The organism is Candidatus Endomicrobiellum agilis, from assembly GCF_020328115.1.
GTDB lineage: Bacteria > Elusimicrobiota > Endomicrobiia > Endomicrobiales > Endomicrobiaceae > Endomicrobiellum > Endomicrobiellum agilis.
Window position 1 is genome coordinate 19,721 of sequence record NZ_JAIXMW010000006.1, and the last position, 25,938, is coordinate 45,658.

25 protein-coding genes and 1 pseudogene are annotated in these 25,938 nt (G+C 35.1%); 23 read left to right on the forward strand and 3 right to left on the reverse strand.

What is annotated here, in order from left to right; genetic code table 11:
* Positions 1–145 precede the first annotated feature (145 nt).
* The gene (locus LE179_RS04380) at positions 146–1,225 is read right to left on the reverse strand and encodes an LptF/LptG family permease (protein ID WP_374129155.1); all 1,080 of its coding nucleotides are present in this window, start codon (positions 1,223–1,225) and stop codon (positions 146–148) included.
* Entirely contained in the window at positions 1,225–2,370 is a 1,146-nt protein-coding gene (locus tag LE179_RS04385) for an LptF/LptG family permease (RefSeq protein WP_374129156.1), read from the reverse strand. Before LE179_RS04385 ends, LE179_RS04380 begins: the two co-directional genes overlap by 1 nt.
* 654 nt (positions 2,371–3,024) lie before the next feature.
* On the opposite strand from LE179_RS04385, the gene LE179_RS04390 reads away from it, so the two are divergent.
* From LE179_RS04390 to LE179_RS04495, 22 genes and pseudogenes are all read left to right on the forward strand, one after another.
* Positions 3,025–8,298 (forward strand): hypothetical protein, encoded by a 5,274-nt coding sequence (locus tag LE179_RS04390; RefSeq protein WP_374129157.1) that lies wholly within the window; start codon positions 3,025–3,027, stop codon positions 8,296–8,298.
* 308 nt (positions 8,299–8,606) lie between these two features.
* A pseudogene (locus tag LE179_RS04395) lies at positions 8,607–8,789 on the forward strand (double zinc ribbon domain-containing protein); the annotation flags it as partial.
* A 45-nt stretch (positions 8,790–8,834) separates the two neighbouring features.
* Complete coding sequence (locus LE179_RS04400) at positions 8,835–9,323, forward strand: ComF family protein (RefSeq protein ID WP_374129282.1); 489 nt, start codon at positions 8,835–8,837, stop codon at positions 9,321–9,323.
* A 378-nt stretch (positions 9,324–9,701) separates the two neighbouring features.
* A complete protein-coding gene (locus LE179_RS04405) occupies positions 9,702–10,121 on the forward strand; it encodes a phage tail protein (RefSeq protein ID WP_374129158.1) in 420 nt (139 codons plus the stop codon).
* A 97-nt stretch (positions 10,122–10,218) separates the two neighbouring features.
* On the forward strand, positions 10,219–10,416 hold the full coding sequence (locus LE179_RS04410) for a hypothetical protein (protein WP_374129159.1): 198 nt from the start codon (positions 10,219–10,221) through the stop codon (positions 10,414–10,416).
* A gap of 261 nt (positions 10,417–10,677) precedes the next feature.
* Positions 10,678–10,911, forward strand: coding sequence for a hypothetical protein (locus LE179_RS04415; protein ID WP_374129160.1), 234 nt, complete (start codon positions 10,678–10,680; stop codon positions 10,909–10,911).
* 665 nt (positions 10,912–11,576) lie between these two features.
* Positions 11,577–12,173 (forward strand): hypothetical protein, encoded by a 597-nt coding sequence (locus tag LE179_RS04420; protein ID WP_374129161.1) that lies wholly within the window; start codon positions 11,577–11,579, stop codon positions 12,171–12,173.
* 301 nt (positions 12,174–12,474) lie between these two features.
* Entirely contained in the window at positions 12,475–13,032 is a 558-nt protein-coding gene (locus LE179_RS04425) for a hypothetical protein (RefSeq protein WP_374129162.1), read from the forward strand.
* A 17-nt stretch (positions 13,033–13,049) separates the two neighbouring features.
* Positions 13,050–13,820: a hypothetical protein gene (locus tag LE179_RS04430; protein WP_374129163.1), complete on the forward strand. Its 771-nt coding sequence runs from the start codon at positions 13,050–13,052 to the stop codon at positions 13,818–13,820.
* An 8-nt stretch (positions 13,821–13,828) separates the two neighbouring features.
* The gene (locus tag LE179_RS04435; protein ID WP_374129164.1) at positions 13,829–14,245 is read left to right on the forward strand and encodes a hypothetical protein; all 417 of its coding nucleotides are present in this window, start codon (positions 13,829–13,831) and stop codon (positions 14,243–14,245) included.
* 102 nt (positions 14,246–14,347) lie between these two features.
* Entirely contained in the window at positions 14,348–14,974 is a 627-nt protein-coding gene (locus LE179_RS04440; protein ID WP_374129165.1) for a hypothetical protein, read from the forward strand.
* Positions 14,971–15,519, forward strand: coding sequence for a hypothetical protein (locus LE179_RS04445; RefSeq protein WP_374129166.1), 549 nt, complete (start codon positions 14,971–14,973; stop codon positions 15,517–15,519). Before LE179_RS04440 ends, LE179_RS04445 begins: the two co-directional genes overlap by 4 nt.
* Before the next feature lie 7 nt (positions 15,520–15,526).
* Positions 15,527–16,141, forward strand: a complete 615-nt coding sequence (locus LE179_RS04450; RefSeq protein WP_374129167.1) for a hypothetical protein — start codon at positions 15,527–15,529, stop codon at positions 16,139–16,141.
* 9 nt (positions 16,142–16,150) lie between these two features.
* Positions 16,151–16,357, forward strand: a complete 207-nt coding sequence (locus tag LE179_RS04455; protein WP_374129168.1) for a hypothetical protein — start codon at positions 16,151–16,153, stop codon at positions 16,355–16,357.
* A 313-nt stretch (positions 16,358–16,670) separates the two neighbouring features.
* Positions 16,671–16,862, forward strand: a complete 192-nt coding sequence (locus tag LE179_RS04460) for a DnaA N-terminal domain-containing protein (protein ID WP_374129169.1) — start codon at positions 16,671–16,673, stop codon at positions 16,860–16,862.
* Between the two features lie 696 nt (positions 16,863–17,558).
* Positions 17,559–18,098, forward strand: a complete 540-nt coding sequence (locus LE179_RS04465) for a TadE/TadG family type IV pilus assembly protein (protein ID WP_374129170.1) — start codon at positions 17,559–17,561, stop codon at positions 18,096–18,098.
* A gap of 6 nt (positions 18,099–18,104) precedes the next feature.
* On the forward strand, positions 18,105–18,281 hold the full coding sequence (locus LE179_RS04470; protein WP_374129171.1) for a Flp family type IVb pilin: 177 nt from the start codon (positions 18,105–18,107) through the stop codon (positions 18,279–18,281).
* Positions 18,282–18,296: 15 nt separating this feature from the next.
* The gene (cpaB, locus tag LE179_RS04475) at positions 18,297–19,124 is read left to right on the forward strand and encodes a Flp pilus assembly protein CpaB (RefSeq protein WP_374129172.1); all 828 of its coding nucleotides are present in this window, start codon (positions 18,297–18,299) and stop codon (positions 19,122–19,124) included.
* Between the two features lie 65 nt (positions 19,125–19,189).
* A complete protein-coding gene (locus LE179_RS04480) occupies positions 19,190–21,178 on the forward strand; it encodes a CpaF family protein (RefSeq protein ID WP_374129173.1) in 1,989 nt (662 codons plus the stop codon).
* 278 nt (positions 21,179–21,456) lie between these two features.
* A complete protein-coding gene (locus tag LE179_RS04485; RefSeq protein ID WP_374129174.1) occupies positions 21,457–21,987 on the forward strand; it encodes a type II secretion system F family protein in 531 nt (176 codons plus the stop codon).
* The gene (locus LE179_RS04490) at positions 21,987–22,865 is read left to right on the forward strand and encodes a type II secretion system F family protein (protein ID WP_374129175.1); all 879 of its coding nucleotides are present in this window, start codon (positions 21,987–21,989) and stop codon (positions 22,863–22,865) included. The genes LE179_RS04485 and LE179_RS04490 overlap by 1 nt, the downstream gene beginning before the upstream one ends.
* A gap of 177 nt (positions 22,866–23,042) precedes the next feature.
* Positions 23,043–24,197 (forward strand): DUF5723 family protein, encoded by a 1,155-nt coding sequence (locus LE179_RS04495; RefSeq protein ID WP_374129176.1) that lies wholly within the window; start codon positions 23,043–23,045, stop codon positions 24,195–24,197.
* Between the two features lie 288 nt (positions 24,198–24,485).
* On the opposite strand, the gene LE179_RS04500 is transcribed toward LE179_RS04495, so the two are convergent.
* Positions 24,486–25,379 carry a hypothetical protein gene (locus LE179_RS04500; RefSeq protein WP_374129177.1) on the reverse strand — a complete coding sequence of 298 codons (894 nt, stop codon included), beginning with the start codon at positions 25,377–25,379 and terminating at the stop codon, positions 24,486–24,488.
* Between the two features lie 238 nt (positions 25,380–25,617).
* Here LE179_RS04500 and LE179_RS04505 point away from each other — a divergent pair, with 238 nt between their 5' ends.
* The gene (locus LE179_RS04505; RefSeq protein WP_374129178.1) at positions 25,618–25,935 is read left to right on the forward strand and encodes a DUF192 domain-containing protein; all 318 of its coding nucleotides are present in this window, start codon (positions 25,618–25,620) and stop codon (positions 25,933–25,935) included.
* Positions 25,936–25,938 lie beyond the last annotated feature (3 nt).

The window sequence follows — 25,938 nt, forward strand, 5'->3', positions numbered from 1 at the left end:
TTCGAAACTGAGTTTATATCTGCAAGTAGCGGCGAAGATATAAAGACCCGGTGCAGCTCGACGGAGATAGTAGCGGTTTTTTCTATTTGTAAGTTGGCGTTTGGCATCGGTTTTGGATGATAAATAAAATCTTACTTGAAGCTTGCTACTTCCTTACTTTACTGAGAAGATAAACTCCGATTGCTGTAAATATCAAATTTGGAAGCCATGCGGCTATAAAGGGCGATAAAATAAAATTCTCGCCGAGCGATTTTGTTATTGCCTGAGTTCCCCAGTAGATAAATGCGGTAATCAGAGCGAGCGTAAAACTTAATATTTTACTTAATCTGTTTCCAAATCCAATCGCAAAAGGAATTCCCATTATCATGACTACAACGTAAGCAAAAACAGCGGCAAATCGCATATTTAAAGTGATTCTTTCTTTAACTGCTGTTTGCCCTGATATTTTCAGCTGACTGATGTATTTTTTGAGTTTATGCATATTCATAGTATCGTGATCGATATCTTGTACTGCCATATCTTCCGATTTTATATGTATATTGGATTTGTAGCGTTTAAAATGTGTTTCAGTCCAAAAATCAGCGTTAAAGTTTCTTATAACTCCATTTTTTAAAAGCCATGCGTCATTTTCCCATGTACCGGATTCGGCTAAAATAAGACATTCCGCTGCGAATTTGTCGCCGTACTTTTCTATTACAATGTCCTTTATTATATTTTCTTTGATGTTTAAATAACCTATTGTAATTCTTGTGTTATTAAGCATAGGGACTACTAAATCGGAGAATTCGGTTTTTATATCTATTTTTTCTTTCTGTATTTTTTCTTTTTCTACTACCTCTGTGTATGAGCTTGTTTTGGGAATGACAAATTCTTTTACAGCAAAATCGCCTATTCCTATGACAAAGCCTACTATAAGGAATAATACGATAATTCTCCACATGTTTACTCCAGCGGCTTTTATTGCTATTATCTCGTTATTTTTTGATAAATCTCCGAGACAAAATAAGACAGCTAAAAGGGTGGCTATGGGAAGCCCTTGCATAAGCCACCACGGCATATTTGAAAGTAGGTGAATGAATACCAGACAAAAGGGAGTTTTATTGTCAATATAAAAACTTACATGTCTGAATAATTCAGATATTATTCCTACAAGAGCAAATACCACGGTTGTAAGCATAAAAATTTTTGTGAAGATTTTAGTGATATATATGTAAAGAATTTTCATTATTTTTTTATCGTTTTTATAAATAAACAAATTCCGGCTGCGGTGACCGCAGCGTTCGGCAACCACATTATAAGGTTTGTTGGGGCGTACTCTTTTTCACTTAAGTTTAACGCAAGTATAAGCAGCGTGTAATAAACTAAAATAATACATAAACTCATTCCAAAACCTATGGTTTTTCCGCCTTTGCCTGTCATCATGCCTATAGGCAGCGCAATGAGAACAAAAGCAATCGGAGCAAAGGCATAAATCCATCGAATCCAGAATTCAATTTCACATACCGTAAAGGGAATATTTTGCTTTTTACAGGCTCTTATGGTTTCGAGGAGTTTAGGCGAAGATATTTCCGATACGGTTAAAGCGCGTTCTTTTACAATATCGCCAATCGGTATAAAAAAACAATAAGACTTAAAAGTCATGTGTATCATATTATTTGTATCCGAAGGATCCGCTTTTTGCCAGTAACCGTTGTGGAGAAAAACCTGAATGCCGTCTGGACGAGATTTGACTTTCGCGGAAGACGCCGCTATGCGCCACGCTTTATCGTTATTTTGCGGCAAGAAACTTTTATTGTCGTTATTTTCATATACGGCGTAGTTATCCTTATTTTCAAATTTATATATGCTTACTTCATAGAGGATGTTATTTTTTCTGTTTACTTTATTTGCGTATAAGCGGTGTTCTCCAAGTTCAATTATTGTTTTTTCTGTAAATCTAACAAGCGGTCTTTTTGTGAGAATTTCTTGATAGAGATTTCTGAAATCAGAGTTCACTGCCGGCGCCAAAAAGTGGTTGAAAAACAAGAGGAAAAAAGATATTGTGCAGATAAAAATTATTACGGGAAACGACAGCGTTTTATAGTTCATTCCGGAAGATTTCATTGCCGTAATTTCGTTGTCTTCTGACAGTCTTCCGTAAGCGATTAATACACCAAAAAGCACAGCCATCGGTATTGCAAGTGTTAAAATATTTGGAATGGCAAAGGCGAATAATTTTAAAATGGCAAAAAGAGCCACTCCTTTTGAAAGGAAAAGATCCACAAGGTCGAATACATAATCCAAAAGAAGAAGAACAGAGAAAACGGCCACTCCAAAAAGAAAATACCCAAGAGATTCTTTAATAATATATAAATGTAGTTTTTTTATCATGTTTACTAGCTGATGAAAGAAATTTTTGTTGTTTGTTATTTCCCGATCGACTGCGCCGGGAATCTGCTGTTAAGTATTTGAAAAAACGGAAAACCCTCTATAATAATATCCCTAACGACTATGTATGATATTTAGGAATGACATTTAGTGTAAACGGAAATACAAGTGTTTTGTATGATGACAAGCATCTGGCATCTTTCTTTTCAATGTATCAATATTATAATTGTATCAAAATTTATAAAGGAGTGAAAAGAATATACCGCTATAATGTGCGTTAAATTAGAAATATGGAACATAAATGCCTAAATGTATTATTTTTAGGTTTAAAGGAAAATGAAGTTCGTATTATTTATAATCTTTAAATAATCTTTAATTTAATATCTTTTTTATTGATTATCTTTTTGGAGCAGTTTTTATGTTTTAGCTGCAGATTGGAAAGCAAAAAAACTGATGTCTTATTTTGCGCCCGAATTGATAAAACAGCATGACGATATTATAAATGTAAAATGCCGTATCGGAATAATTTAAGAATAAAATGTTTTATATGTTATTTCCTTGTTTGCATTGCTTTTTACTCTCTTTTTTCTTTCGTACTTTACTTTGACTTGCCTGTGTCTGTTTTAGTCTTTGAATATTATACAATTTAAAAATTATATGGAAAGATTTGAGAAGTTTGTTTTATTGTTTTTCTTATTTATTTTTATTTGCACTTTATGTTTGGCGGAATACGAATCTTCTGCAAAAAAGTATTCTATCCTTGTAAGCGGTAAAGATGGAATTGGCGGACGGTTCGGCAAATACAATGCGTTCCTTGGCATTGAAAGCGTTGTATTGTCCAATGCGGTAATATTACAAGGATATGTACCGCTGAGATTTGAAGAAATGCCTTCGGAATCCGTTCAGGAAATTGCAGCTGAAAATTTTGAAAATCCGGGAAATTCTACTGAAGAACTGCGGGGAAATGATTTAGTATCCGCCGATGCCGTAAAAAGTACTCTGCCGTCTCAGGATATTCTTTCGGACATTGTGGCGGAACTTCCTTTTGGGTCATGGCTTTCAATCTCCGTGAAGAAGCTGGCAGGTTTTAATTATACTGCAAGAGTATATGACAAAGAAAAAGACGGGAAAAGAAAAAATACGTCGTTCCTTAAGATGGAGCAGGAACTCCAAATGAAGATTTTTGGAAGCATCAAAGACAGATTAAATATTGACGTTGACTATGATGATACATCCGGTAAAAAAGATATTTCTTTTGTTTACAAAGGGCAACCCGGCGAATTTGTGCAGGAGGCGGCTTTTGGAGATATTTCAGTTTTATTTGCGAATACTGAATTTATGGAGTACTCAAAGGAATTGTTTGGCTTAAAAGTAGATATGCGCTATAAAACTTTAGGATTGAACACTTTTTTCAGCAAAACAAAGGGAATTTCCGAAATTAAACGTTTTACTGGAAATACACAGCTTGAAAGAAGAGTTATTGTCGATACTTCTTACATCAAACTGAGATATTATTCACTTTTACGCAGCGCAGAGACAAGAACAATTGAAAATGGCAGTGTTGAAGTATACATAGACTATCAGAAGCTCGATCCGGCGTACAATATTTCAATTGCCTCTACTGTCCTGTATAGTTTGAACAGGGCGGATGTTTCTTATCGCGGAAATTTTGTCCGACTTATCGCCGGACAAGATTATACCGTCGATTATAATACCGGCGTACTTGTTTTTAAAAATACGCTGGCAAGCAACTGTGCCGTTGCGGTGAATTATAAATTTACGGACGGTTCTACGCCTGGAAACGGTCCGTTGATAATTAAGGATGTAAATAATACCGTTGCTGTTACGACAGAACTCAAAACTTTTTATGATTTAGGGAATTTAAATATTATACGCGATAACGGCAGGGATAATTTCCTTTTGGAGATAAGAAATTTAAACGACGATATTCCTTTGACGATTGAAAGAGGAAAAGACGTTCCCGCATATCCTCCAAAAGCAGGGTACGGCGCAAATATTGCGGTTGATTTTGAGAACGGTGTTTTTCATTTGTCGCAGCCTTTACATGATGATTTGTATTTAAAAGGAACATCCAAGTATAGATTTATAGCGGAATATCAGTATACGATTAAAACGCTTGCACTGCGTCCCGGCATTATTCCAAAATCTGAAAAAGTTGTTGTCGACGGAATGACTTTGAAATCAGAAAGCGATTATGTTATAGATTATGATACGGGTATTTTAACCGTAAAAAATGAAAACGTTATAAAAGAAACTTCGGTATTAGACGTATCTTACGATTATTCAACAATAATTGGTTCGCAGGGAGAAGCAACTCTTATCGGCGCCAGCAGCAGATTTAATTTGACAGACAATATTTCTCTAGGCGCAGGCATACTTTATAATTTTATGGCGGCAGGGGCGGCTGTTCCAGACATAAGAAACGTTCCGGCAAGTCTTGGCGTCGGAGGTGTCGATGTAAAAATTGCCGATTTAGATATTGATGCTTTGAATATGAAAATCAATGCTGAAGCCGAATATGCGTTAAGCGTCCAAAATATCAATACTTCGAATAAAGCTATAATTGATTCAATGGATAGTTCTGTTTGCGAAGATTTAACAAGTATGCTCGACGAAAACTGGTTTCACAGCGCCAATGGCGGATATTGTATGCCGAGAAAACTGGATGATTTATCTTGGAAAAGCTATGAAATATGCCTAAGAGATATCGACCCCTCTTTAGAGTTTGTAGATGAGCAAAAGCAGCTTGTTTTAGAATTGAATTACGATGTCAGGGATCGTTCGCAGGTTGCTTTTGCTCAAAAACTTTCCCTCGATGGATGTGATTTCTCAAAAAAGCTTTATATTGACGTGTGGATACAGGATAATAATTTGTCTTCCCCCGAATTTATAATTGATTATGCATCGTGTATAAATGAAGATGCAGATGGCAACGGAATTTTAGATACGGAAGATGCGGATGGCGACGGTATTCTAAGCCCGTGGGAAGATACGGGGCAGAAATTCCACAATATTGACGGGACAGTATCGTTAATCGGAGCTCATAACGGAAAACTCGATACGGAAGACTTAAACGGCAACGGCATATTGGACACTTTAGAGGAAGTTGCCGGTAGTTACTCCATTTCAAGCGGGACAGTTATAAAAACCAATGTAAACGGCTGGCGGCAAATAAGAATACCTCTAAATATTACCGACGATAATATATCAAAATGGAAAAATATAAGAATTTTGCGTTTTAGTGTGCAGAAAAAATCAGGCGAACGAGGCAGAATAGTTATAGGCAAAATTGCAATTAGCGGAAACAGATGGGAAAGAATAGGAATGAATTTGGATAATTTCAGTATTTCTGCTATAGGGAAATTTGATCCTGAGTATAAATCTCTTTTGTCTAACAAACATTATTTGGACTTGTACGATATAGAAGATACCGTGAGAAAAGACGAACGGGCATTGAAGATTGCATATAATGCGATATCTTCAGGAGAAACTTTTTTGGCAAAATCAGTTTATGCGGAAGATCCTCTTGATATATCAAAATATAAAAGTATAAAATTCATGGTTTATGCAAAACCCGAATCAAAGTATGCTGCAGTCGGAGATGTGATAATATTCCGCGCGGGAGGGAATGACAGTAATTATTTTGAGTATAGAATTCCTGTAACTGACGATTCAAGCTGGCAGGATTGGAAACTTATAACAATAGAACAGGACGGCATTGGACGACTTGCGTCGTGGTCATCGCTGGATTCGTCTGCCAAGATAACCGTTTACGGAAACCCGTCGCTCGATAGAATCTCACAGTTTGTCATTGGCGTTGAGTCTTCTCAAGTCGGAATGAATCATCAGGTTTGGTTTAATGAAATACACGCCGTGGGAAGCAAAGTTCCTCTCGGCGCCGCCAATAAAGTCGGATGCAGTTTACAGTGGAAAGGAGCGGGCATAATAGATGCTATCTCGGTCGGAGCGTCAAGAAAATCTATTGACAAAAATTTTCAGACCATTGCGGCCGGGGCGTATAATAGAGATTATTCGGAAGATAGCGCTTATTTCAATTTTGATGGGTTAAAAATAAATAAGGCAAAAATTTTGCCTTTAAAAACGGGTATTTCAAGAATTGAAACCATGGCGCCGAAAATCGATGAAAAGAAATCAAATTTGATTTCTTTAAATGAGAAAGGACAGGTTGTGACATACACGGGCTACGCTGAAACAAATTTAAAAATCGGCGATAAGTTTCCGCATTTTACTATAAGATATTCTCGTTCTATTATTGACAATTTTGAAATTAAACGTCTTGAAGACAAAGAAATATTTTCAGAAACGATGGTTTATGATAATCCTCTCGAATTTGCTGTGCTGCCGACAAGTATCTCTGCAGACGCAAGGACGGTAAATTCATATTATAAAGTTTATCCATCTGTTCCGGTCGCAAGGTCAAATTCATTTTTAGGTTTGGACAGCATGAAAGAATATCTTGATATTAAGCAATACCACACTTTGGAACGGTCAAATATATTTGCGATAAAACTTCCTTTTAAATTTTCTCGCGGAATTACTTTTTCGCCGTCTTATGTAATTAACGTTGTAAAAGAGAAAAACAATGATTTTAAGCAGGAAATCGAGTATGATAAGACGTTGAATCAGACCATCGGCGCGAGCTTTGTGTTAGGTCTTGCAAACTGGTTTAATCCTGCGTTTACATATAGCGTAAATACAAAAGAAAATTACTACATAAACGCCAGTAATGGCGCGTCTTCTTTGTTTATCCCGGGACAGGAAAAATATATTGAAAGAAAGGGAATCGGCGAAATTTCTTGGAATTTAAACGCTTGCGACATTACTTCGTCTCCATTTTTTAAGAGTTTGGCTTTTTCAACATATTATAGACTTCAAGATTCCGATTCTTATGACAGCGTGGATAAAGGTTTTCAATCAACAGGTTTGACAATGGGCAAATTCTGGATTAGAAACAGTCCATTGATGGATTTGCAGCCTTTTTACCCGGCTGATTCTTATGCGGTTAAAACCATTTTGAATACGGATGATATGCGTTTTTCTGGAAAATATATGCCGTTTGAAGCTTTTTCTTTCGCAGAAGCTCTTTCCCCTTTAAACACTGTAAGCGTAAACTGTACTTATACCGGGAGTAGCGACAGCTCCTATATAACGGGTATGACAGGGACAAAGAAAAATGTATGCACGCGCGTATGGCCTGAGATACTTATAGGGATGTCAGGCGTGGAAAGGTTTTTCGGCGCGGGGGAATGGATGCTCGATACGCAGTTTAATTTTAAGTATCATAATAAAGTCGTAACAACTTACGGCGTTTCTTATTGCGACAGCGTTATATGCGGATTTGATTACAGATTCAAATTTTTAAAAATATTTAATTTGTATTTCGCTTTTGAAAATACAAGTTCCAGCGAGTCGGATTATGCCAGTTCAAAGATTCTGCCTAGTCCGCTCTCAAAGAAATATGTCGGACAATGCGCTTTTGATTTAAACGAATGGAAATTCAGTTTGAAATACGAGAGTGAAAATCGCTGGCAAAAAAATGCTTTTGGGAAATACGCTTCAGATGTTTATAAAGATACTTATTTAGGGCAGATTAAGTTCGATATGATATTTCCGTCTGGGATAAAAATTCCTGTTGTTAATAAGGTGCTGCCATTTAAAAACAGAATTGCTTTTCTTTCAGATTTTAGATGTATAGATCAGAAATCAAAAGCAGATGTGGAAAAAGATAACAATATAAATTTTGGCATATCTGTTAACGTGGATTATGAAATATCAAAATATTGCAGATTTCTTCTCGGCGTCAACTTAGATAGATTTAAATATAGGTGTAATGCCGATTTAAATTATTACGATATTTCTTTAATAAGTAAATTGACGATACATATCTAAATGACAACAGAAGAAAAAGAGAGAAATAAGCGTATCTTTTTACAAAAAAGAAGAATAAGGTGCTGGCGATATACATTTCCGGGTGTTATTATCAGACGGAGAATCTACTGCTTGTTGTTGTAAAGAAACGAGACCTTCATAAAATCTAATAGGGAAGAACAAGATTTTGTACGTTTCGCGTTTCGGCGGCTTATAATAAAATTGCATATTGCCTCAATATTACAAGCAAAATACAGATTTCAACTTTTGACAATAAATTTCGAAGACGGCATAACTAAATTTGCCGAGGTATAAAAGGTTTAATAACAATGAAAGATTTTTTCTTGAAGATTGTTAATTTCTTTTACCCGATTACATGTTCTGTATGCGGAGACGATTTAAATTGCTTGTCGCGTACAAAGATATGCGATAAGTGTAAAAAATCTTTTCCTGTGATAAGAAATCTGGTATGTCAAAAATGCGGTATGCCGTTATATGATGGCGGGGAGTATTGTTATGTGTGCAAAAAGCGCCCCAAAGAGTACAATTTTGATAAAATGAGGTCAGTTTATTTATATAAAGATTCACTGAGAAATCTAGTATTGAAGTTCAAGTATTCAGACAGATTCTTTCTCGCGGAAGACTTTGGTTCTTCTATGTACGAGATGATGAAGCTGTATGATTTTTATAAAGACGCAGAATTTATAATACCAGTTCCTTTAAATATTGTGAGAAGAATAAAAAGAGGCTACAATCAGGCGGCAATGCTTGCAGATGCAATATCTAGCAAGGCGGATATTCCGGTTTTGAAAAAAGTCTTATTTAGAAAGAAAATTACAAAGCCACAGTTTAAGCTGTCTAAGCTTGATAGGGAAAAGAATATTAAAGATTCATTTTTTGTGAAAAACAATGATATCTTAAGAGGTAAAACCGTGATATTAATAGATGATATAGTCACAACTTCTGCCACAGTGTCGGCTTGTTCTTTAGCGTTAAAAACGGCGGGCGCAGAAAAGGTATGCGTATTGGCGTTAGCAAGAGATTAAACTTAATTATATTGAGGTATGATGTGTTTTTTTATTGTAAAATTGAGAAAATATGCAAATATGTAAAGTGAAAAAAAGGAGAATTGTAGAATGAGAAAACTAGCATTATTGTTGCCGGTATTTTTTATGTTTGTAGTTACAAGTACTTTCTGAAGCGCCTGACAGAATAAGCTATAACGAAGTGCTAATACCGTATTAAATATTCCTGAGAAAACGGCGCGGCCAATTTCAGAATAAATATATGACTAAAGAAAAAAACGCAGTAGTTGTTCGGGGAGAGGGGGGACCGGGTAATCAAAATATTAAGTTTTTGAGCGGTGTATTTTCAAGCATACTAAAACCGGATATAACGAAAATGGATTTGAGAAAGAAAGATTTTTGGTTAGAGTTGGTTGTAGACAGCAAAGAGTTTTTGCCTGGAGCAAAGCTTACGTCTCAGATTTATTCTTTACACTTAATTATGTACAGCTGAAAAGTTTATCTTCAAATAGTAAAATAAAAATTGAAATTGGCGCAAATACCGGCGATGTCGGTATAAACGACGGCAAAATATATTACAAATCTTCTAAAAATGCAGAAGCTAAATATTTAGGCGTCTCTCCCGTCGCAATGATAGCTTTTGCTGGAAACAAAGTTCCCAATAGCTGTTTGCTGTGTGACGGCGGAGCGGTGGGAAAAAGAAGTTATCCCGATTTATTTGGCGTTATTGACACAGCTTATGGGGGAAGTGCCTCTAATTTTAAATTTCCTGACTTTCGCGGAATGTTTTTTGAGAGGTGTTGGTTCATAAACTATTAATCGTCGTTCTGCGCGGCAAATGTAACACGCGCTTCAAAAGCTCTCGGCGAAATACAGGGAGATACAATAGGAAAGATATAATAAGAAATATCAAAGAATGAAAAAAGTAATGATTCTGCTTTTTATAGTTAGCTTAACTTTTGGTTACAATGAGGGACTTATTGCTGCTTCATCTCGTAGCGATAATAATAGTGCTGGTGATGGTGTTGTTGCCTATGACAAAGATGGCTATGGTAGAGATGGTTTTGACAAAATAAGAAGAAAAAAAGTTTCTTTTGGTTTTGGTAATATATGAACGTTTACTGGAATTATTAAAAGCATAAATGATATATTATATGCAAAGTCTTATATTTATCGTGAAGCTCTTGTCGTGAAAGTAAAGGTTATTGAAATTACGAAAAAAGAATTTTGATTGGTGAGAAAAGAGTAGACTGAAAAATATTTATGAAATAAAAAAATAAAAAAGAGAATGTTAATAAAAATAAAAAAACAATTATAGTTTCGCTCTGTTTGATATTGTTTGGACAGCCTGCGTTTGCGGAGATTGATTTAGTTTGTGGTCATTATTGCAGGGATAAGAGAGATTGTTTTCAGATTAGATATAACTGTATGCAGGCAAAAAAGGACTTTGATAGTACAATCAGGCGGTTTAAGGTCTATCAGAGTTATAGTCGTTGCGGCTGCTATTGTTGGTTACTGTTGCATACATATATATGTATGCACAGGTGACACAAAAAGTCAAAATTGTTTTTTTATTTTGGCTTCACCAAACGCCGAAGTCGTGCGGTAGTAAGGCAATAGATATATTTGATATACTCATTGCCAATTGACGCCAACGGCTAATTTTAGTATTATGTTATAATGATTAACAACAAGAGACGGCTTACGCGTTAAGTCCAGCTGATTACATGCCAAATTATTAATCCTAATTTGATATTAGTAACGACTACTCAAACACAAATCAGCCTAAAAACATACGCGGGAGATTAATGCCTGTGCGTGATATATAGATTATTGATAAATGTGATGAGTTATTGTAAAATAACTAAAGTACCGCAAAAATAGCGGTATAGAAAAAACAGCAGCAGTACTAACTTGATTTACTACTTACTGCATAAGTCGCCGTTAAGACGGCTAAAAAAGAGAATAATGCTATAAGATATTTTAGTCTCTTCGCCCGTTGAGCGACAGTCTTAAGTCGGTTGTAAAAAACTCTTGCCTGTTCCGTATAAAAATAGGATAAGTATGAAAAAGAATAGTTAGCTCGGCAGTATGATGTTTATGAGTTGTGACTAAATCGTGCTGGTAGGATTGCTTCAAGAGTGTCGCTGAAACTAATTAAACCGATTACTGCTGCAATGAAAGAAATAAAAAACTCAGTTGTAAAAGCGCTCAAATCAGCGACTGCCGCGCTGGAGCAAAACGTGAAAAAATAAAGTTAGGATAGGTATAGAAATGAAAAAAGTAATATCGTTATTATTAGCTGTAATCTTAATCTCAGGCTGTAATGGACCGCTTAACAAGTCTAAAGTTGAAACTGCCAAGACTGGTATTCAAAATGCTAAGCAGCCAAATCCGTCATCTTCACCATCGCCGTCGCCGTCGCCGTCGCCGTCGCTTACTCCAAAGCCTACAACTGCGACAAGTCCGACAGAAACAGCAATGCCATTACCATCGGGACAGTCTGCGTTATGGTGGCCGCCTTCTCAATGGTCAGCCACCACCACCGCCATCGCTATCGGTAGTATTATTGCTGTTGCTTTGGTTGTTTTTGGTGTATGTAAATATTGTGGTTATTGTTGTTTTAAAAAGTCTAATAGCGATAAGCTTGGTGATGACAAAACTCTTAAGACTCCTAATAAGAAGGAGACTACTGAATCTAGTGATCCTCTACATTCTACTACGGAAAAAAATGCCTCTGGCTCGTCGGCTGATGAGAAGAAGAAGAAGACTGCTCCGCCTAAAAAAGTTAAAAAAAGTGCCGAAGAAGAAGATAAAAAAGATAAAAAAGATAAAAAAGAAAAAAGTGACGAAAAAAGTGACGGGAAATAATTAGTCTTATCTGCTTCCGAATGAAACAGGACAATCCTATGCGAGGATTGTCCGTGAGTAACTGATTTCCGAATTATCTGAATGCATACTATTCCAACATAGACAATACAATTATAAGCCCCAAAAAAGCGGAGCAATCTGGTATGCAAACTGGATTTTCCGCTGATTGGGTAAACGTAAAACGAAATAAGAAATAAGATATAAGAAATAAGAAATAAGTTCAATCTTTCTCAGCCTTTTAACTGCCTCAACAAATGGCAATCTCCTTTATTTTAAAAGAGCAGGTATATTAAAAAACAAAATGAAAAAAGTAATATCGCTGTTCTTAATCGCAGTTCTAATATCTGGCTGTAATAGAATGGCTGACAACGTCAGCCCTGCACCACAGTCCTTAAATGCTTCCGCTCCTGCACCACAGTTCTCAAATGCTCCCGCTTCTGAATTACAGCCGACTGATAAGCAAATTAGTACAAACGCACAGCCTCACTCGTCTAATCTTTATTTGTGGATATCCACAGCGACGGCGGTTGTGTTTGCTATAGCGGCGTTATACTTTTACCGCCTTAACAAAAAAAATGTTGCTGAACGTATGAAAGAATATAATAATTTGTTTGCTTTATTTGTGCAAAAAAAAAACCGACTTTTTGACCTCAACAGAGAATTGCAAGAAACGAAAAGAACGTATTACGAGCAAGCTTTTCACGCCTTGTCAGGTGATTACGATTTGGCGATACAGAATGCCGAACTTTGGAAGCTTCAATGTCAGGTACTTAAAGAAACTATAGAAAAATATGAAAAAGAAATCGGCAGACTAAGTCTTCTACTTGGCAATCAGGTACCACTTATGGACAATAGATGATAATAGAATATTAGAAAATGAAAAAAATTATATGTATATGTATATGTATATGTATATGTATATGTATATGTATATGTATATCGCTAACCGCAGGGTGCGGTAAACAGCCTCAGCCGAAGCCGTTGCCAAACGTTGAAAAACAGCAGATAGCAACGAAAGAATTAGATACTTCGGTTAAGGAAAATGAAGTGTTTCCAGGAGTTTTGGAAACCTCAAAAAGTTTTCCGAAAGCGGCCTATGAATTTGCAAAAGAGCATTGGATAGCTATTACTGCCATTACTGCTACAGTTGTGCTTTGTTGTGCTGTAGGGTATAAATATGAGGTGTTTACGAAGGATTTTTGGGGTTACGTAAAAGACAAGTTTAAAAAAGCCCCCCCTGAAGAGAAGTCTGACGATTCAAAGAAAAAGAAGTTGCTAGAGGAAGAGAACGCAGATAAAGAAGGCAAAAAGGAAGAGGTCGAAGAAAACAACGAAATCACTTTTGCACCGTTTGACCAAAAAAAGGGAACTAAAGTTGAACTGAGACCCAGTGTAGAGAAAAAAGGCGGATATCCAAAGAAAGAAAAGGAAGTACCTAAATTAGTTTTTCCACCGCCGAGTACTAAATCTAAAATTGTGGACAGAAAAAGTACGCCCGCAAGGAACCCGTTTGTTGCCAGTAGTGTCGCCCCCGAACCAAGCACAAATCCTTTCGGTCCCCCGCCTCTGGGAGACTTACCACCGAGTAAAAAAAAAACGCCACTTTCGCGGAAGAAGTCGCCCCCTCTGGAAAAAACAGTGACGTAATAGAGGTTATGAAAAAGACGCTGGACGATAGAAACGTAGAACTGTTTAACATGGAAAATAAATTTGAACAATCCCAAAGGCATGTTCAGTCGCTGGACACGCAAATAACGAGCCTAAAGTTAGAGTGTATAAGGTTGCAAAATGAAATAAAAGGCAAGAACGAAGAAATACGAAAATCCTCTGAGCAAAACAGTAATTTGATACAGACAAATCAGTCGCTTTTAGAACAAATTAATGAGTTAAACAAGGTCAATCTTGAACTTGAAAAGGAACAACAACACAAAAAAGATATTTCGGCAGGTATATCAAAAGATAGTTATATGTTTGACCTTAAAGCAAGAATTTCAACTTTGGAAAACCAGCTAAGGGTTGCGAACGAGCAAATACATTTTTTGAATATAGCTCTGAAGCAAAAAAATAAGTAAAGCGGAATGATGACCAAAAAAGATTTTGGGATTGTGGCAGGTGTATCACAAATATCATAACCCTAAGATTTACGAGATAATTATGAGCTTGTCCGAATAAAAATGAAAAAACTTATATGTATATGTATATGTTCGTCGTTTGGCTGTGGCAGGCTCCAAAGCGGCGGAAACGCTGAAAATTTTGATGATGTCAGCGGAGTAGGCAAACACACACCTCTGTCATCCGACCCTGCGAATTTGCCCGTTCCAACACCATCGCCAATACCAAATCAAACAGCACACGCTAATCCTGATTTAGACTATTTTGATGATTTTGATGACACTGAAATTTGCGGGCATGGAAATGGTCTCTCGTATTTTTATTGTTCTTTTTTATCTTTTTATGTAAGTGTATTTTCCGTTATTATGATATATAAGTGTTCTTTTAATAATAAGTTTTTTACGATATTAGAAATGGTTTCTGCTTTTAATTTTCCTGTATATATTTATCTTACAAATCCCTCTTATTTTTCTAAGTTAAAATTAAGTTTAACCTTTTTGGCTGGGGATACAGTGGTATCATTATTCAGGCTTATAGTAAAAAATCCTTCAATAAAGATTTTTCATATTCTCGTCGTAATTCAGCAAGCTTTTAATTTTTTCCAATATCTTGCGTATCCTCATGTTTCGTCTCCTGTCCTTTATATTTTAAAGCGTGCAATATGGGAAATAAGGAAAATATGGAAATGAAAAAAATTATATGTATATGTATATGTATATGTATATGCTCGTCGTTTGGCTGTAATAGAACGGCTGACAACGTCAGCCATGCACCACAGTCCTTAAATGCTTCCGCTCTTGCACCACAGTCCTCAAATGCTCCCGCTCTTGCACCACAGTCCTCAAATGCTCCCGCTCTTGCACCACAGTCCTCAAATGCTCCCGCTTCTGAATTACAGCCTATGCCAAGCCCAACGCTTACACCTAGCTTGTCGGTAATGTCTGTTTTGTCGGCAGGTTCTTCGTTACTCTGGTCGTTATTCTGTTCGGTCTGTAAAATTGTCGGTTATATTGTTATTTTTTTTGTTGGTTATTATTCACTTGGATATTTTTTATATGAATTTGTTGATACTCATAATTCTGAGTTTGCTCCTCAGCCTGCCCCCCCTATAGTTGCACCCCCTAATCCTGTAGAAAACGAACCGCTCCCTAATCTTGCAGTAGATGAATACAGCTATAGCCAAGAAACTCCTAATTTTTCTAGCCTTTCTACCGATAGCGAGGAAATTCCTTAATATGAAAATGAAAAAAATAATATCTGTATGCTTATGTATATGCCTGATATCTGGCTGTGATAAGTCGCTTAGTCATGGAAGACCTGCGAATACTGCTGTTGAGGATAAAGGAAGCGAAGGCGTTCCGACGCAGTCGCTGACGTCAAATACTTCCGCTCTTGCACCTTCAAACACTCCCGCTCCAACACCTGAGCCGAGTAAGTCTGCTCCGTCGTCCGATAGTGCTGATACAGGTATCTCAGTTGGGAAATATGTCGGTTATTCTGTTGTTGTCATTCTGTCCGTTATTGTCGTATGTTGTGGCGTATATTATGGCGGTTATAAGCCGCTTTATAGATTTGCAGATATTAAGCCTTTTCTTGAGGATTTATTAGATGAAATTCCTTCTGCTAAAAATATGCCTGAAGGTTGTAAAGAATGTTATTTTAGTGAAGGTCATTTTTTTGATTGGGATACAGATGAATTTATTGAAGAAATTCCTGTTAGTATAAAAGAAGAAATTCCTAAATCTTCATTACCTACTTACTATTATAAACCTAATTCGTTAATGCTGAACCTTCTGAAAACTTTGTTAAGAAAGATATTCAGAATTGAAGTACCGAAGTCCTATTATGATAGATAGGAGCCTATAATGCCCGAAAACGTTGAGAGCGTTAGTGAAGACATTTTAAAGGAAACACGCAATATCTACATTTCCGCACAGTCGTTAATAAGGCGGTTATGCGATAGGTTTGACGAGCCTCCCAGAGACCTGATTGATATGTGCGAAGATATAATAAGTGGTATAGGTACGATTGAGGTTGCTGTGAAAAAAAGCTTAAGAAAAGTAGCGGAGTGATGGAAAAGCACTCCGCTGTTTATAAAGAAAATTAACCTCAAATCGTGTATCGTTCACGATTTGAGATTTATATTATACAAAAATTTAAGAAAAGCGCAATGAGTTTTCTCGTTGCGCTTTTTGCTTATTAAAAATATGTTATTATATATGTGTCGGTACTTGTTAATTCATCTTAAAACTAATTGATTTTTCAACATTTTGAGCGTTCACTAATTATCTGATATACTAATAATACTAAGTCCGACGAACGTCCGCCGGACGATTTTTTTCAAATTTTTTAAAGAACGAAAAAACAAAAATAAGGACGATAATAATGCGGCAAGAAATTGCTGAAGAATTGAAAAAGGAATTGCCAAAACCAGAGTATGAGGATTGGATTAGTCCAATCCGAGAGCAGGTATATAGCGAAAAATTTAGCGAATTATCGTTAATTTGCCCAAACAATTACTATATAAACAAAATAAGGGAATACTGCGCTAATAAGATAAAACCAATTATAAAATAAAAGTTCAGCGTTAATTATAAAAAAGTAAAAAGATTTCAAAAATCTGCCTGTTTAGTTATAAACTACAATATTAGCTGACTATTGGTTGCTGATAACTAAAATTCTTTGGGCGATGTTAGTAAAGCAATTTATTTGGACCGAGATGTAATAGCAAATAGAGATATATCAAAATTACGGGATAAACATTGATAATTATTTGTCCGATTGCATTGATATCGGCAACAATTATTTTAATTCTGAAGTAATGCTTTTGAACTCATTACGAATTAAGGAAATTCAATTTCTATGACAAGTAGAAGAGGCGCGTTGAAGACAATATTGAAAAATTGGATATTACGGTCAGAGTATTTTGAATGCTGTCATAATTTACTAATAGTCAAAGCTGTGGAATTCATTATGTCAGTATCCTTTAGAGATTTCTATATTATGTATATAAAGATGACAAATTGAGGAAAGAATTTTAAATTTTCATTTTTTACTAGTAGGATATCGTTTATTAAGCTGTTTTTAAAATATTGGCTTATTCATCTTAAATTATGGAAAGCAGTAAAAAAGAAAGGCGTATTATTTGGGATTTATTAAGGAAAAGAGCGCAATAGCGTTTTAATGTTGTTGATAATAGACATTTCCCCTAAATTTTTGTAAACTGATATTTTATATATGGATGATTAAGTAACCAAATGGCTTTAGGATTATATGTCTTGTTTGAAACGCTTTAAACAGCCAAGAGGACAAGCGCTTGTTGAAGCTGCTTTAATTGCTCCTCTCATCATTTTTTTTCTTTTTACGATTATATGGTTTGTCCGTATTATGCTTACGTGGCAGCAGATTTCCACGGCTGCTAGGTATGGTACGGATTTGATTGCGTACACTCCTTTCAGCAAAAAATATATAGAAGACGATATTAAAAATTATCTTTGCAATACAAATATAATCGGCAGAACTCTTGATCCGGAAAAGCTTGATATTAAAATTGAAATAAATGATTATGAACCTTTTGATATTGAACATGTTTTTAATGTTGCAAATTTTAATCCTAAAAATTTCTTTAATACGTTAAAAGGATTAACTGTGTTTGGCGAAAAGTCTGTTGTAGAGATAACATACTCATATAAAATCCCGGAAGTATTAAAAATAACAGATAGAGAAAGCATAAAAATAAAAGCGCGCTCGGAGGTGTTGTCTGGAACTGGAAGCAAAGGCGCTCCAAAACGCCAAAAATCAAAGAGAGGATAAGAAAGGATGTTAAATTTTGGTTGGATTAAAAGGCATAAAGGGCAGGGAATGGTTGAGTATATTCTTATTGTTGCGGTAATAGTGGGGATTGTTTTTGTCGCCTATAAAGCTTTCGGAAAAAAAGTTAAAGAGAAATTTGAAGTAGCTACGAAAACGGTGCAGAAAGCAGATAAACTTAAATAAGTATGGTTAAAAATTATGAAAAAGACAATATTGTTTGCCCTTATTTTCGCCCTTATTTCTGCATTTTTTGCTTATATGTATTTATCCGATTTGGAAATTAAGTATAAAACAATGGCTGAACCTGTGAGAGCGGTTATTGCAACGCGGAAAATCCCTCAAGGGACAGTTATAAGGCCGCATATGCTTGCTGAAAAACATATTCCGAAGGAATTCGTACAACCGAAAGCGTTTCAAAGTATAAAGGAGTTATTTACTAGCGATGGTGCTGCAGTTTATATATCATTGAATGTGATTGAAGAAGGCGAGCAAATACTTTCAACGAAAATATCGAAAACGAATCAAGAAACCGGAATAGGCACTTTAATTCCTGAAAGCAAAAAAGCGTTATCAATAAACTTTGATATAGAAACATCAGATATTTTAACTCCCGGATCAAGAATAGATATTTTCAGCATAATAGATTATTCCGATACAAGTAGAGAATTTCAGGAATCAGTATTTGCAGTCGCACAAAATATTCTCGTCTTAGCAGTGGGTAACAATTGCATAGGAACTGTAAGAAAACGAGATGATGATTCTGGAAATGCCAATGTTGTAACTTTAGCTGTATCTGTTGAGGAAGCGCAGAAAATCCTTATAGCTTCGAAAAAAGGAAGCCTTAAATATATAATAAGGCCTGTTGGCGATGTTGAAATATCGGATATAAAACCCTTAAAACTTTCTTCAATTGTAAAAGATGTTTCAAAAATAACAACGCCTGAAAAAAATACAAAAGATCCAAGACAGATAAACCAAAAAGAAATCTTAGAAATAATGAAAAAATATTCAAATATTAAAAAATAATAAAAAATTATTTCAAATAAAAACGTCCAAAGGTGATGTACTTTACCTCGTCTAAGGAATAAATAATGCTTTTGATAGCTCCTGGATGTAATATAGTGCAGCGAGATATAATCGCGCATGGTTTGTCTTGCATAAGCGCAAATAAAAGAGAAGAAAACATTATTCTTGATTTTTCCATTCCCGGAACTGAAGCTTTTTGGTCAATATACAAGAATGGAATGAAATATGTCGAGGACATACTGCCTGTTTTGTCTGGAATAAATCCTAAAATTTTAAGAGATTATTTGTCCCCTTTCGGGGCGAGTATGGTGCTTGGACTGAAAGATACAAAGGTAAGCGATATAAATATTGAAAGGATTTTATATCTTATTGCAGCTCTCGAAATCGGATTTAAATATGTTTTTGTTGTTATGCCTGACGAATTAAGCGGTAATGCGTTAGGTCTTATAAAAGAATCAAGATACGTACTTCTTCCTTATATGTCAGACGCGGTATCTGAAAAGAACGCGATTTTCATTTCAAAAGAGTATAATTCTGTGTTGTCAAATGTAAATTTTATAACTTTAAAACTTGATGTCGGCTATGATTTTCATACGGATAAAGTGTTAGATGGTTTTGAAATTTTTAAGAATAGTATTCGCTCTGATTTCAGTTTTCATGTACAGGAACAGGTGCTATCTCCGAAATTTTCTTATAGAGATAAATCAAATTCTTACGTCTCAGCTTTGGAAAATATAATTGGTATTTACAGCGCACAAATAGGAACTGTAAATGTATCTGCCGGCGATTATTATAAAAATGAAACCGTATATAAGGAATTAAGAGACAGTATTCAAAAAGTGCTTTTAGAAGAAATGAAAGATTATGCCGATGAAACAGATAGTGAAAAATTAAAACAGATAGCAAAGAATAAAATAAGCGAAATCATTAAAAAGAAAGAACTCATTATACCGAAAGATGTTTCAGATAAGCTTTACAAGGAGCTTTGCGACGATATTGCAGGACTCGGCGTTTTGGAAGATTTTTTAAACGATTCTTCAATTACGGAAGTAATGGTTAACGGTCCTGACAGCATATTTGTTGAAAAAGCTGGAAAAATATCAAAGACGAATATATCTTTTCCTGACGAAGGCAGACTCAAAACCGTTATAGATAGAATAGTTTCTCAGGTCGGCAGGCATATTGACGAATCGTCGCCTATTGTTGACGCAAGACTTAAGGACGGTTCGCGAGTAAATGCGGTAATAAGACCTGTATCTTTGAACGGTCCCGTGATTACGATAAGAAAGTTTTTAAAAAATAAACTTCAGACAGATTCTTTGATTTCGTCGGGAAGCGTCAGTAAATCAATGGTTGAGTTTTTAAAAACGTCGGTTATTTTAAAAAGAAATATTATTGTTTCAGGCGGTACAGGAACCGGGAAAACTACTCTTTTAAATGCCATATCCTCGTTTATACCTGAAAAAGAAAGACTTGTTACCATTGAAGATTCTGCAGAATTACAACTTCAGCAGGAGCATGTGGTGAGGCTTGAAAGCAGACCGAAGTCAACAGAGGGAACAGGCGAAATAGACATAAGAAGGCTTGTGGTAAATGCTTTAAGAATGCGTCCTGACAGAATAATTGTGGGAGAATGTCGTTCGGGCGAAGCGCTTGATATGATTCAAGCGATGTCAACAGGACATGAAGGCAGTCTTACAACTTTGCATGCAAATTCGCCGCAAGATGCAGTTTCAAGGCTTGTGACAATGGTGTTGATGTCGGGGATGGATTTGCCGGAACGCTCGATTGTCTCGCAAATTGCATCTGCAATTAATATTATAGTACAGCTTACCCGTTATTCCGACGGTTCAAGAAAAATATCTTCAATTTCCATATTAAATAAAACGGATGATGACAGAATGTATGAAATTAAACCTGTTTTTGCGTTTGATTTAAGAGGTTTTGAAAACGGTATCCAAAAAGGCAGTTTTATTTTTTCAGGATATATTCCGGAATTTGTGAATACGGCTTCGCAAAAGGGAGTAAATATAGATATGGGAATTTTCAAATGACGGAAATATTTTTTCTTATTTCTCTCGCTGCGTTTATATTTTGTTTTGTATATTTTTTTGTAAGTAAAATTGGGATAAAAATAAGAGAAAAAAAGAAAAAATCTTTTGATTTTAAGAGTTTAACTATTAAGAGGAAAAGAGCGCTTATTTCGCTGTTTATTTTTCTTTTATCGGCGATTTTGCTGCATAATATTATTTTTGCATTTATTTTATGTATTTTTTATCTGTATTTCGACTGGTATATAAAGGATAAAAACAGGCGTAAACTTGTAAATTTAATGGACAAACAGGTTGTTGAAGCTTTAACTGTTATAAAAAGTGCAGTGCAGGCGGGGCAATCTCTTCAGAATGCAATTAGTACTGCTCAAAATGAACTTAAAGATCCTATAAAGCGCGAATTTGAAAAGATGGCAGACAAATTGGCTTTGGGAGTGAGTTTTGATAGAGTTTTGGAAGACACTTCACAGAACTCTAAGAGTAAGGAATTTAAACTTATGATAGACACCATAAGGATATCTAAAAACACGGGAGCGAGTTTAAGTGGCATATTTGACAGAATAACCGATTCTACAAGCCAAAGAGTTGCAATCCAGTCAAAAATAGTTGCTCTGACGGCGCAGGGCAGAATGTCTGGAAATATTGTAAGCGTTATACCGTTTGTAGTTATATTTATGATGTATATAATTGAAGCTGATATGATGAAATCTTTATTTGTTACTTTGCCGGGCAATATTTTGCTTTTGATTGTAGTTGCGATGGTGCTCGCGGGCTCGTTTATTATAAGAAAAATGACGGAGATTGATTTTTAATGATTGTATTATCTTGCGTATTTTCAGGTTTATTTGTGTTTTTTATGGTTTACTATCTGCTTGTAAACATCAGAATAATGGAAATTGCGGGAAGAGTGCATAATGCTGTTGAAAAAAGAGAGAGTAAAAGTTTTATATTGCCCGTGATAATGAATAATGCCGAAAAACTCGGCAGACTTATAGCCTATGTAAAATATAGAAAGTTTACAGTTGAGATTGATAAAATTGGAGTAATTTTAAAATCTATCGGCGGCAGTTATGAAAGAGTTAATCCTTACCAGTTTTTTGCACTTCAATTGTTTACAATGATCGCCGGAGTATTATTTGTCGTTATTCTTATAAGTACTGATATTTTTGTAATATTGTTGTTTGGGTTGATTTTCTTTTTTTTGCCTCTTTTGAAAATTAGGGAAGAAGTCAAGAAAAGAAAAGAACTTATAGCAAGACAATTGCCAGATATGGCGGATTTACTTTCGGTTATGCTTGACGCAGGTCTTGACTTTTACGGAGCTGCTGAAAAAGTCATACAAATACTGCAAGGTCCGTTAGCAGATGAATTTAGAAGTGCTTTGGCAAAAGTTTCTCTCGGATATGATAAAAAAGCTGCTTTGACAGAAATGGTGCAGAAAACTGAAGTTGAACAGCTGGGCTTTTTTGTCAGGACAGTAAATATGTCGCTTGAATCAGGCACGGGAATGTCGGATACTTTAAAACGCTTGACTATTTCCTTGAGAAATGAAAGAACATCGTCTGCCGAAAAAAAAGCGCAGGAAGCGCCCGTAAAAATGCTTATCCCTTTAGTACTGTTAATATTTCCGACTATATTTATAGTTATTTTCGGACCGATAGTGATCAATTTTATAAAAACAGGCTTCTGATTTGCTCTAAGATATGATAAGTTCTGTCAATTTGTTGTATATAGCAATAGAATGCCAGAGAAAAAGCAGACTGGGTAAGAATCCTAAAGAAAAATAAATAAGATTGTAAATAAACAAGCCTCAAGTGTAAATATTGCATATAATTTATAAAAATTTATTTGTGAATGGCAGTGTACCATGAAAAGTAAAATAGTAATTTTAACGGTTTTAACATTAGTTTTTAGCTCAATAGCTTTTGCATCGCAACCTCGGAAGGAAAAAGAAGCGGTAATAAAAGGTTTACGTCCTATGGGTATGGGCGGTGCTTTTACTGCGGTTTCTAATGATGAAAATGTATTCTTTTACAACCCTGCCGGTATAACTCGAAAAAGAAGTGATTGTTTAGTTCAGTTTTCTGCTATTGAGGCTGCCGTAAGTAGTCAGAAATTTGATTATTATAATTTCTATAAGGACAATAAAGTCGATTTGCATAATTTTGGTAATCTTCCACTTGCGGACAAGAGTAGATTATTGATACAGGCGATGGAGAATGTCAATTATATTTTTATTTCAGGTCCAAAAATTTTATTTATTGCCGAACCTATAGATGTTGCCGAGAACTCTTTGAATTTTGGTTTTGGCATTTTTTCTTATGCCGATTTAAGCTTTGATAAGCTTCGTCCATTGTCGTTTGAAATGGAAACTGCTGCGATGGGTATTCTTCCCGTCGCTTTTAAAATTACGTCGCTTAAAGCAATAAAACTTCCCGGATCATTGTCTTTGGGAGCAAATTTTAAATATATATACAGAGCAAAGAGTTTTGGCGATAGTATGATGATTGTTGAGAATTACGATAAGTATGTTTTTGTTGGCGGAAAGTCTTTTGGAATAGATTTGGGAACAATATATCATTTGAATTCGCACTGGAATTTCGGTTTAAGTATAGCAGATTTTTATGGTTCTGAAATAGAGTATAAGAAATTTAATTTAGCATCATATAGGTCTTCAGAGATTTGTTATACGGCAAAAGTTAATCCGAAGCTAAACTTTGGAGCAGCATATATAAATGACAAATTTGTTTTTGCATTTGACTTAACAGACTTAATGAATCCAGATTTTGGCGAGGTTACTATTAAAAATTTACTACGTATTGGCGGGCATGTCGGTGCTGAGTATAAATTTGGTATATTTGTTATAAGAGGAGGATTAAATTTCGGTTATCCTACAATTGGAGGAGGGATTGTTTCCGATGTAATTCGTCTTGAATATGCGTTTTACGGGGAAGAAAAAGGAAGTTATGCGTACAGAAAGCCTGCTTGGTTTCATAGAATAGCGCTTTCTTTCAGATTTTAGAATAAATTTATGTTAAAAAAGAAACAGAAGCAGAAATAAGGCAGAATAGCAGTGATATTTGTAGTAATTTACAGAATTTAAGAATTGCTGTGTACGAAACATGCAAATTTTTGAAACGTATTTCAGGAAGGGTTTTAAAAATAGAGAAAACGGAAGCACATCAAAACGGTCTGTCTGCAGAAAATGGCGGCATCAAAAAACCACACTGCTATAAGAAAACATATATATATTGTTATGTAAGACATTATCATTTTATTCCATATCTTTTAAAGTCGGTCTGAAAAAATACTATTTTATTTTAACGATTGTTCCTGCAATTTTATCGTCAGTACTTATTGAAACTGCGGTGATTGTATAGTTATCAAAAGATTCATTGACTTCTTTTCCTGGGTTTTCATTAGCTTTAGTTATTACCTTAATCAGATTTTGGTTTTCTGAAATTTCAAGTATATGTCCACTTTTTTCAAAATCTTTTTTCAAAATATTGTCAGTATTGTCGTAAGCATATACGACTCTGTTTAGTGAATTTAAGATTATAAATGTCAGGCTATCTTTAATTGACGTTTCCTGTGAATACTCAATAATTTTGCTTAAGCTTTCTCTGTCTTCTTCTAGTATTTCTATTTTCTTTACAATTTTTTCTCTTTCTGTCACAAAAATATCTGTGATTTCATCGTATTTGCCTTCTTTTATATTTTCCGAAGATTTGTTCTCCAAAGATTTTTTTATTTTTTTAAACGGCAGCATTATAAGTAATTTTGAAAGAAAATAGAGAATTGTTGCAATAAGTAACGCAACGGACGAGGCGACGGCGTAGTATTTTACTTTCCAATGTTTTGCAGTTTCTTTTGCTTTTTGGACTGAAAATACACAAAACAGCGTGTGGTTATCCGTGAGAGGTTCTGAAAATAATAAAAAATCTTTGTCGGATGTTTGTTGTAAAAATTCAGCCTTTTGCTTTATTGCTTTATTGTAAATCCCGCTGGTTCTTTCTGTATTCCATTCACTTACGTTGTTGTGTATGGTTACCTTGCTGTTTTTATCCAAAATAAAGCAGGTCGTAATATTTTCTATTTTTGCAACTGATTCAATATTTATAAGAAGATTTATATCGTCTGAATTTTCAAGAGCTTTGTTAAGAGACGGGACGATTACTTTTAAGGCGGATTTGGCTTTTTCCACCGCCATAATTTCCATATCTCTTGCTTTGTCTTTTGAAAGGAATTCAACAAGCGGGTAAAAAACTCCACAGACTACTATTAGTGATAAAAACGATAGGAATATAATATTTTTTCTCATGATAAATTTAATTATAACATAAATTGTAACGAGTTGTCATCGTGGACCGGCAGCGTTAACTTAAATAGTATGGGAACTGCTTTTTCGTGTTATCGGTTTTCTATATTAAAGGATTTTAAGAATGGAAGATATAAAGTTAAATATAACTATATTGAGAGCGGAAACATTTTGGAAAAGATTTAGAGGATTTATGTTAAAAAGAAGCGCAAATTATGCTCTTTTGTTTGACAAATGTAAATCTGTACATACTTTTTTTATGCGCTTTGATTTGGATATTGTCTATTTAGACGACAAAAAAAGAGTTGTAAAAGTTATAAGATCTTTAAAACCTTTTAGGATAGTGTTGCCCGTAAAAAATGCGGTTTCAATCCTTGAGATTCCTTCAGGTATTATTGACGCCGGAGCGTTGCAAGCATTTAAGAAATTGATTGATTTTTAAGTA

What these genes read in the sequence shown, in the direction of transcription:
- LE179_RS04380 (WP_374129155.1), bottom strand. Translation starts at nt 1,225, where the DNA reads ATGAAAATTCTTTACATATATATCACTAAAATCTTCACAAAAATTTTT.
- LE179_RS04385 (WP_374129156.1), bottom strand. Translation starts at nt 2,370, where the DNA reads ATGATAAAAAAACTACATTTATATATTATTAAAGAATCTCTTGGGTAT.
- LE179_RS04390 (WP_374129157.1), top strand. Translation starts at nt 3,025, where the DNA reads ATGGAAAGATTTGAGAAGTTTGTTTTATTGTTTTTCTTATTTATTTTT.
- LE179_RS04400 (WP_374129282.1), top strand. Translation starts at nt 8,835, where the DNA reads ATGAGGTCAGTTTATTTATATAAAGATTCACTGAGAAATCTAGTATTG.
- LE179_RS04410 (WP_374129159.1), top strand. Translation starts at nt 10,219, where the DNA reads ATGAAAAAAGTAATGATTCTGCTTTTTATAGTTAGCTTAACTTTTGGT.
- LE179_RS04420 (WP_374129161.1), top strand. Translation starts at nt 11,577, where the DNA reads ATGAAAAAAGTAATATCGTTATTATTAGCTGTAATCTTAATCTCAGGC.
- LE179_RS04425 (WP_374129162.1), top strand. Translation starts at nt 12,475, where the DNA reads ATGAAAAAAGTAATATCGCTGTTCTTAATCGCAGTTCTAATATCTGGC.
- LE179_RS04430 (WP_374129163.1), top strand. Translation starts at nt 13,050, where the DNA reads ATGAAAAAAATTATATGTATATGTATATGTATATGTATATGTATATGT.
- LE179_RS04435 (WP_374129164.1), top strand. Translation starts at nt 13,829, where the DNA reads ATGAAAAAGACGCTGGACGATAGAAACGTAGAACTGTTTAACATGGAA.
- LE179_RS04440 (WP_374129165.1), top strand. Translation starts at nt 14,348, where the DNA reads ATGAAAAAACTTATATGTATATGTATATGTTCGTCGTTTGGCTGTGGC.
- LE179_RS04445 (WP_374129166.1), top strand. Translation starts at nt 14,971, where the DNA reads ATGAAAAAAATTATATGTATATGTATATGTATATGTATATGCTCGTCG.
- LE179_RS04450 (WP_374129167.1), top strand. Translation starts at nt 15,527, where the DNA reads ATGAAAAAAATAATATCTGTATGCTTATGTATATGCCTGATATCTGGC.
- LE179_RS04455 (WP_374129168.1), top strand. Translation starts at nt 16,151, where the DNA reads ATGCCCGAAAACGTTGAGAGCGTTAGTGAAGACATTTTAAAGGAAACA.
- LE179_RS04460 (WP_374129169.1), top strand. Translation starts at nt 16,671, where the DNA reads ATGCGGCAAGAAATTGCTGAAGAATTGAAAAAGGAATTGCCAAAACCA.
- LE179_RS04465 (WP_374129170.1), top strand. Translation starts at nt 17,559, where the DNA reads ATGTCTTGTTTGAAACGCTTTAAACAGCCAAGAGGACAAGCGCTTGTT.
- LE179_RS04470 (WP_374129171.1), top strand. Translation starts at nt 18,105, where the DNA reads ATGTTAAATTTTGGTTGGATTAAAAGGCATAAAGGGCAGGGAATGGTT.
- cpaB (WP_374129172.1), top strand. Translation starts at nt 18,297, where the DNA reads ATGAAAAAGACAATATTGTTTGCCCTTATTTTCGCCCTTATTTCTGCA.
- LE179_RS04480 (WP_374129173.1), top strand. Translation starts at nt 19,190, where the DNA reads ATGCTTTTGATAGCTCCTGGATGTAATATAGTGCAGCGAGATATAATC.
- LE179_RS04485 (WP_374129174.1), top strand. Translation starts at nt 21,457, where the DNA reads ATGGACAAACAGGTTGTTGAAGCTTTAACTGTTATAAAAAGTGCAGTG.
- LE179_RS04490 (WP_374129175.1), top strand. Translation starts at nt 21,987, where the DNA reads ATGATTGTATTATCTTGCGTATTTTCAGGTTTATTTGTGTTTTTTATG.
- LE179_RS04495 (WP_374129176.1), top strand. Translation starts at nt 23,043, where the DNA reads ATGAAAAGTAAAATAGTAATTTTAACGGTTTTAACATTAGTTTTTAGC.
- LE179_RS04505 (WP_374129178.1), top strand. Translation starts at nt 25,618, where the DNA reads ATGGAAGATATAAAGTTAAATATAACTATATTGAGAGCGGAAACATTT.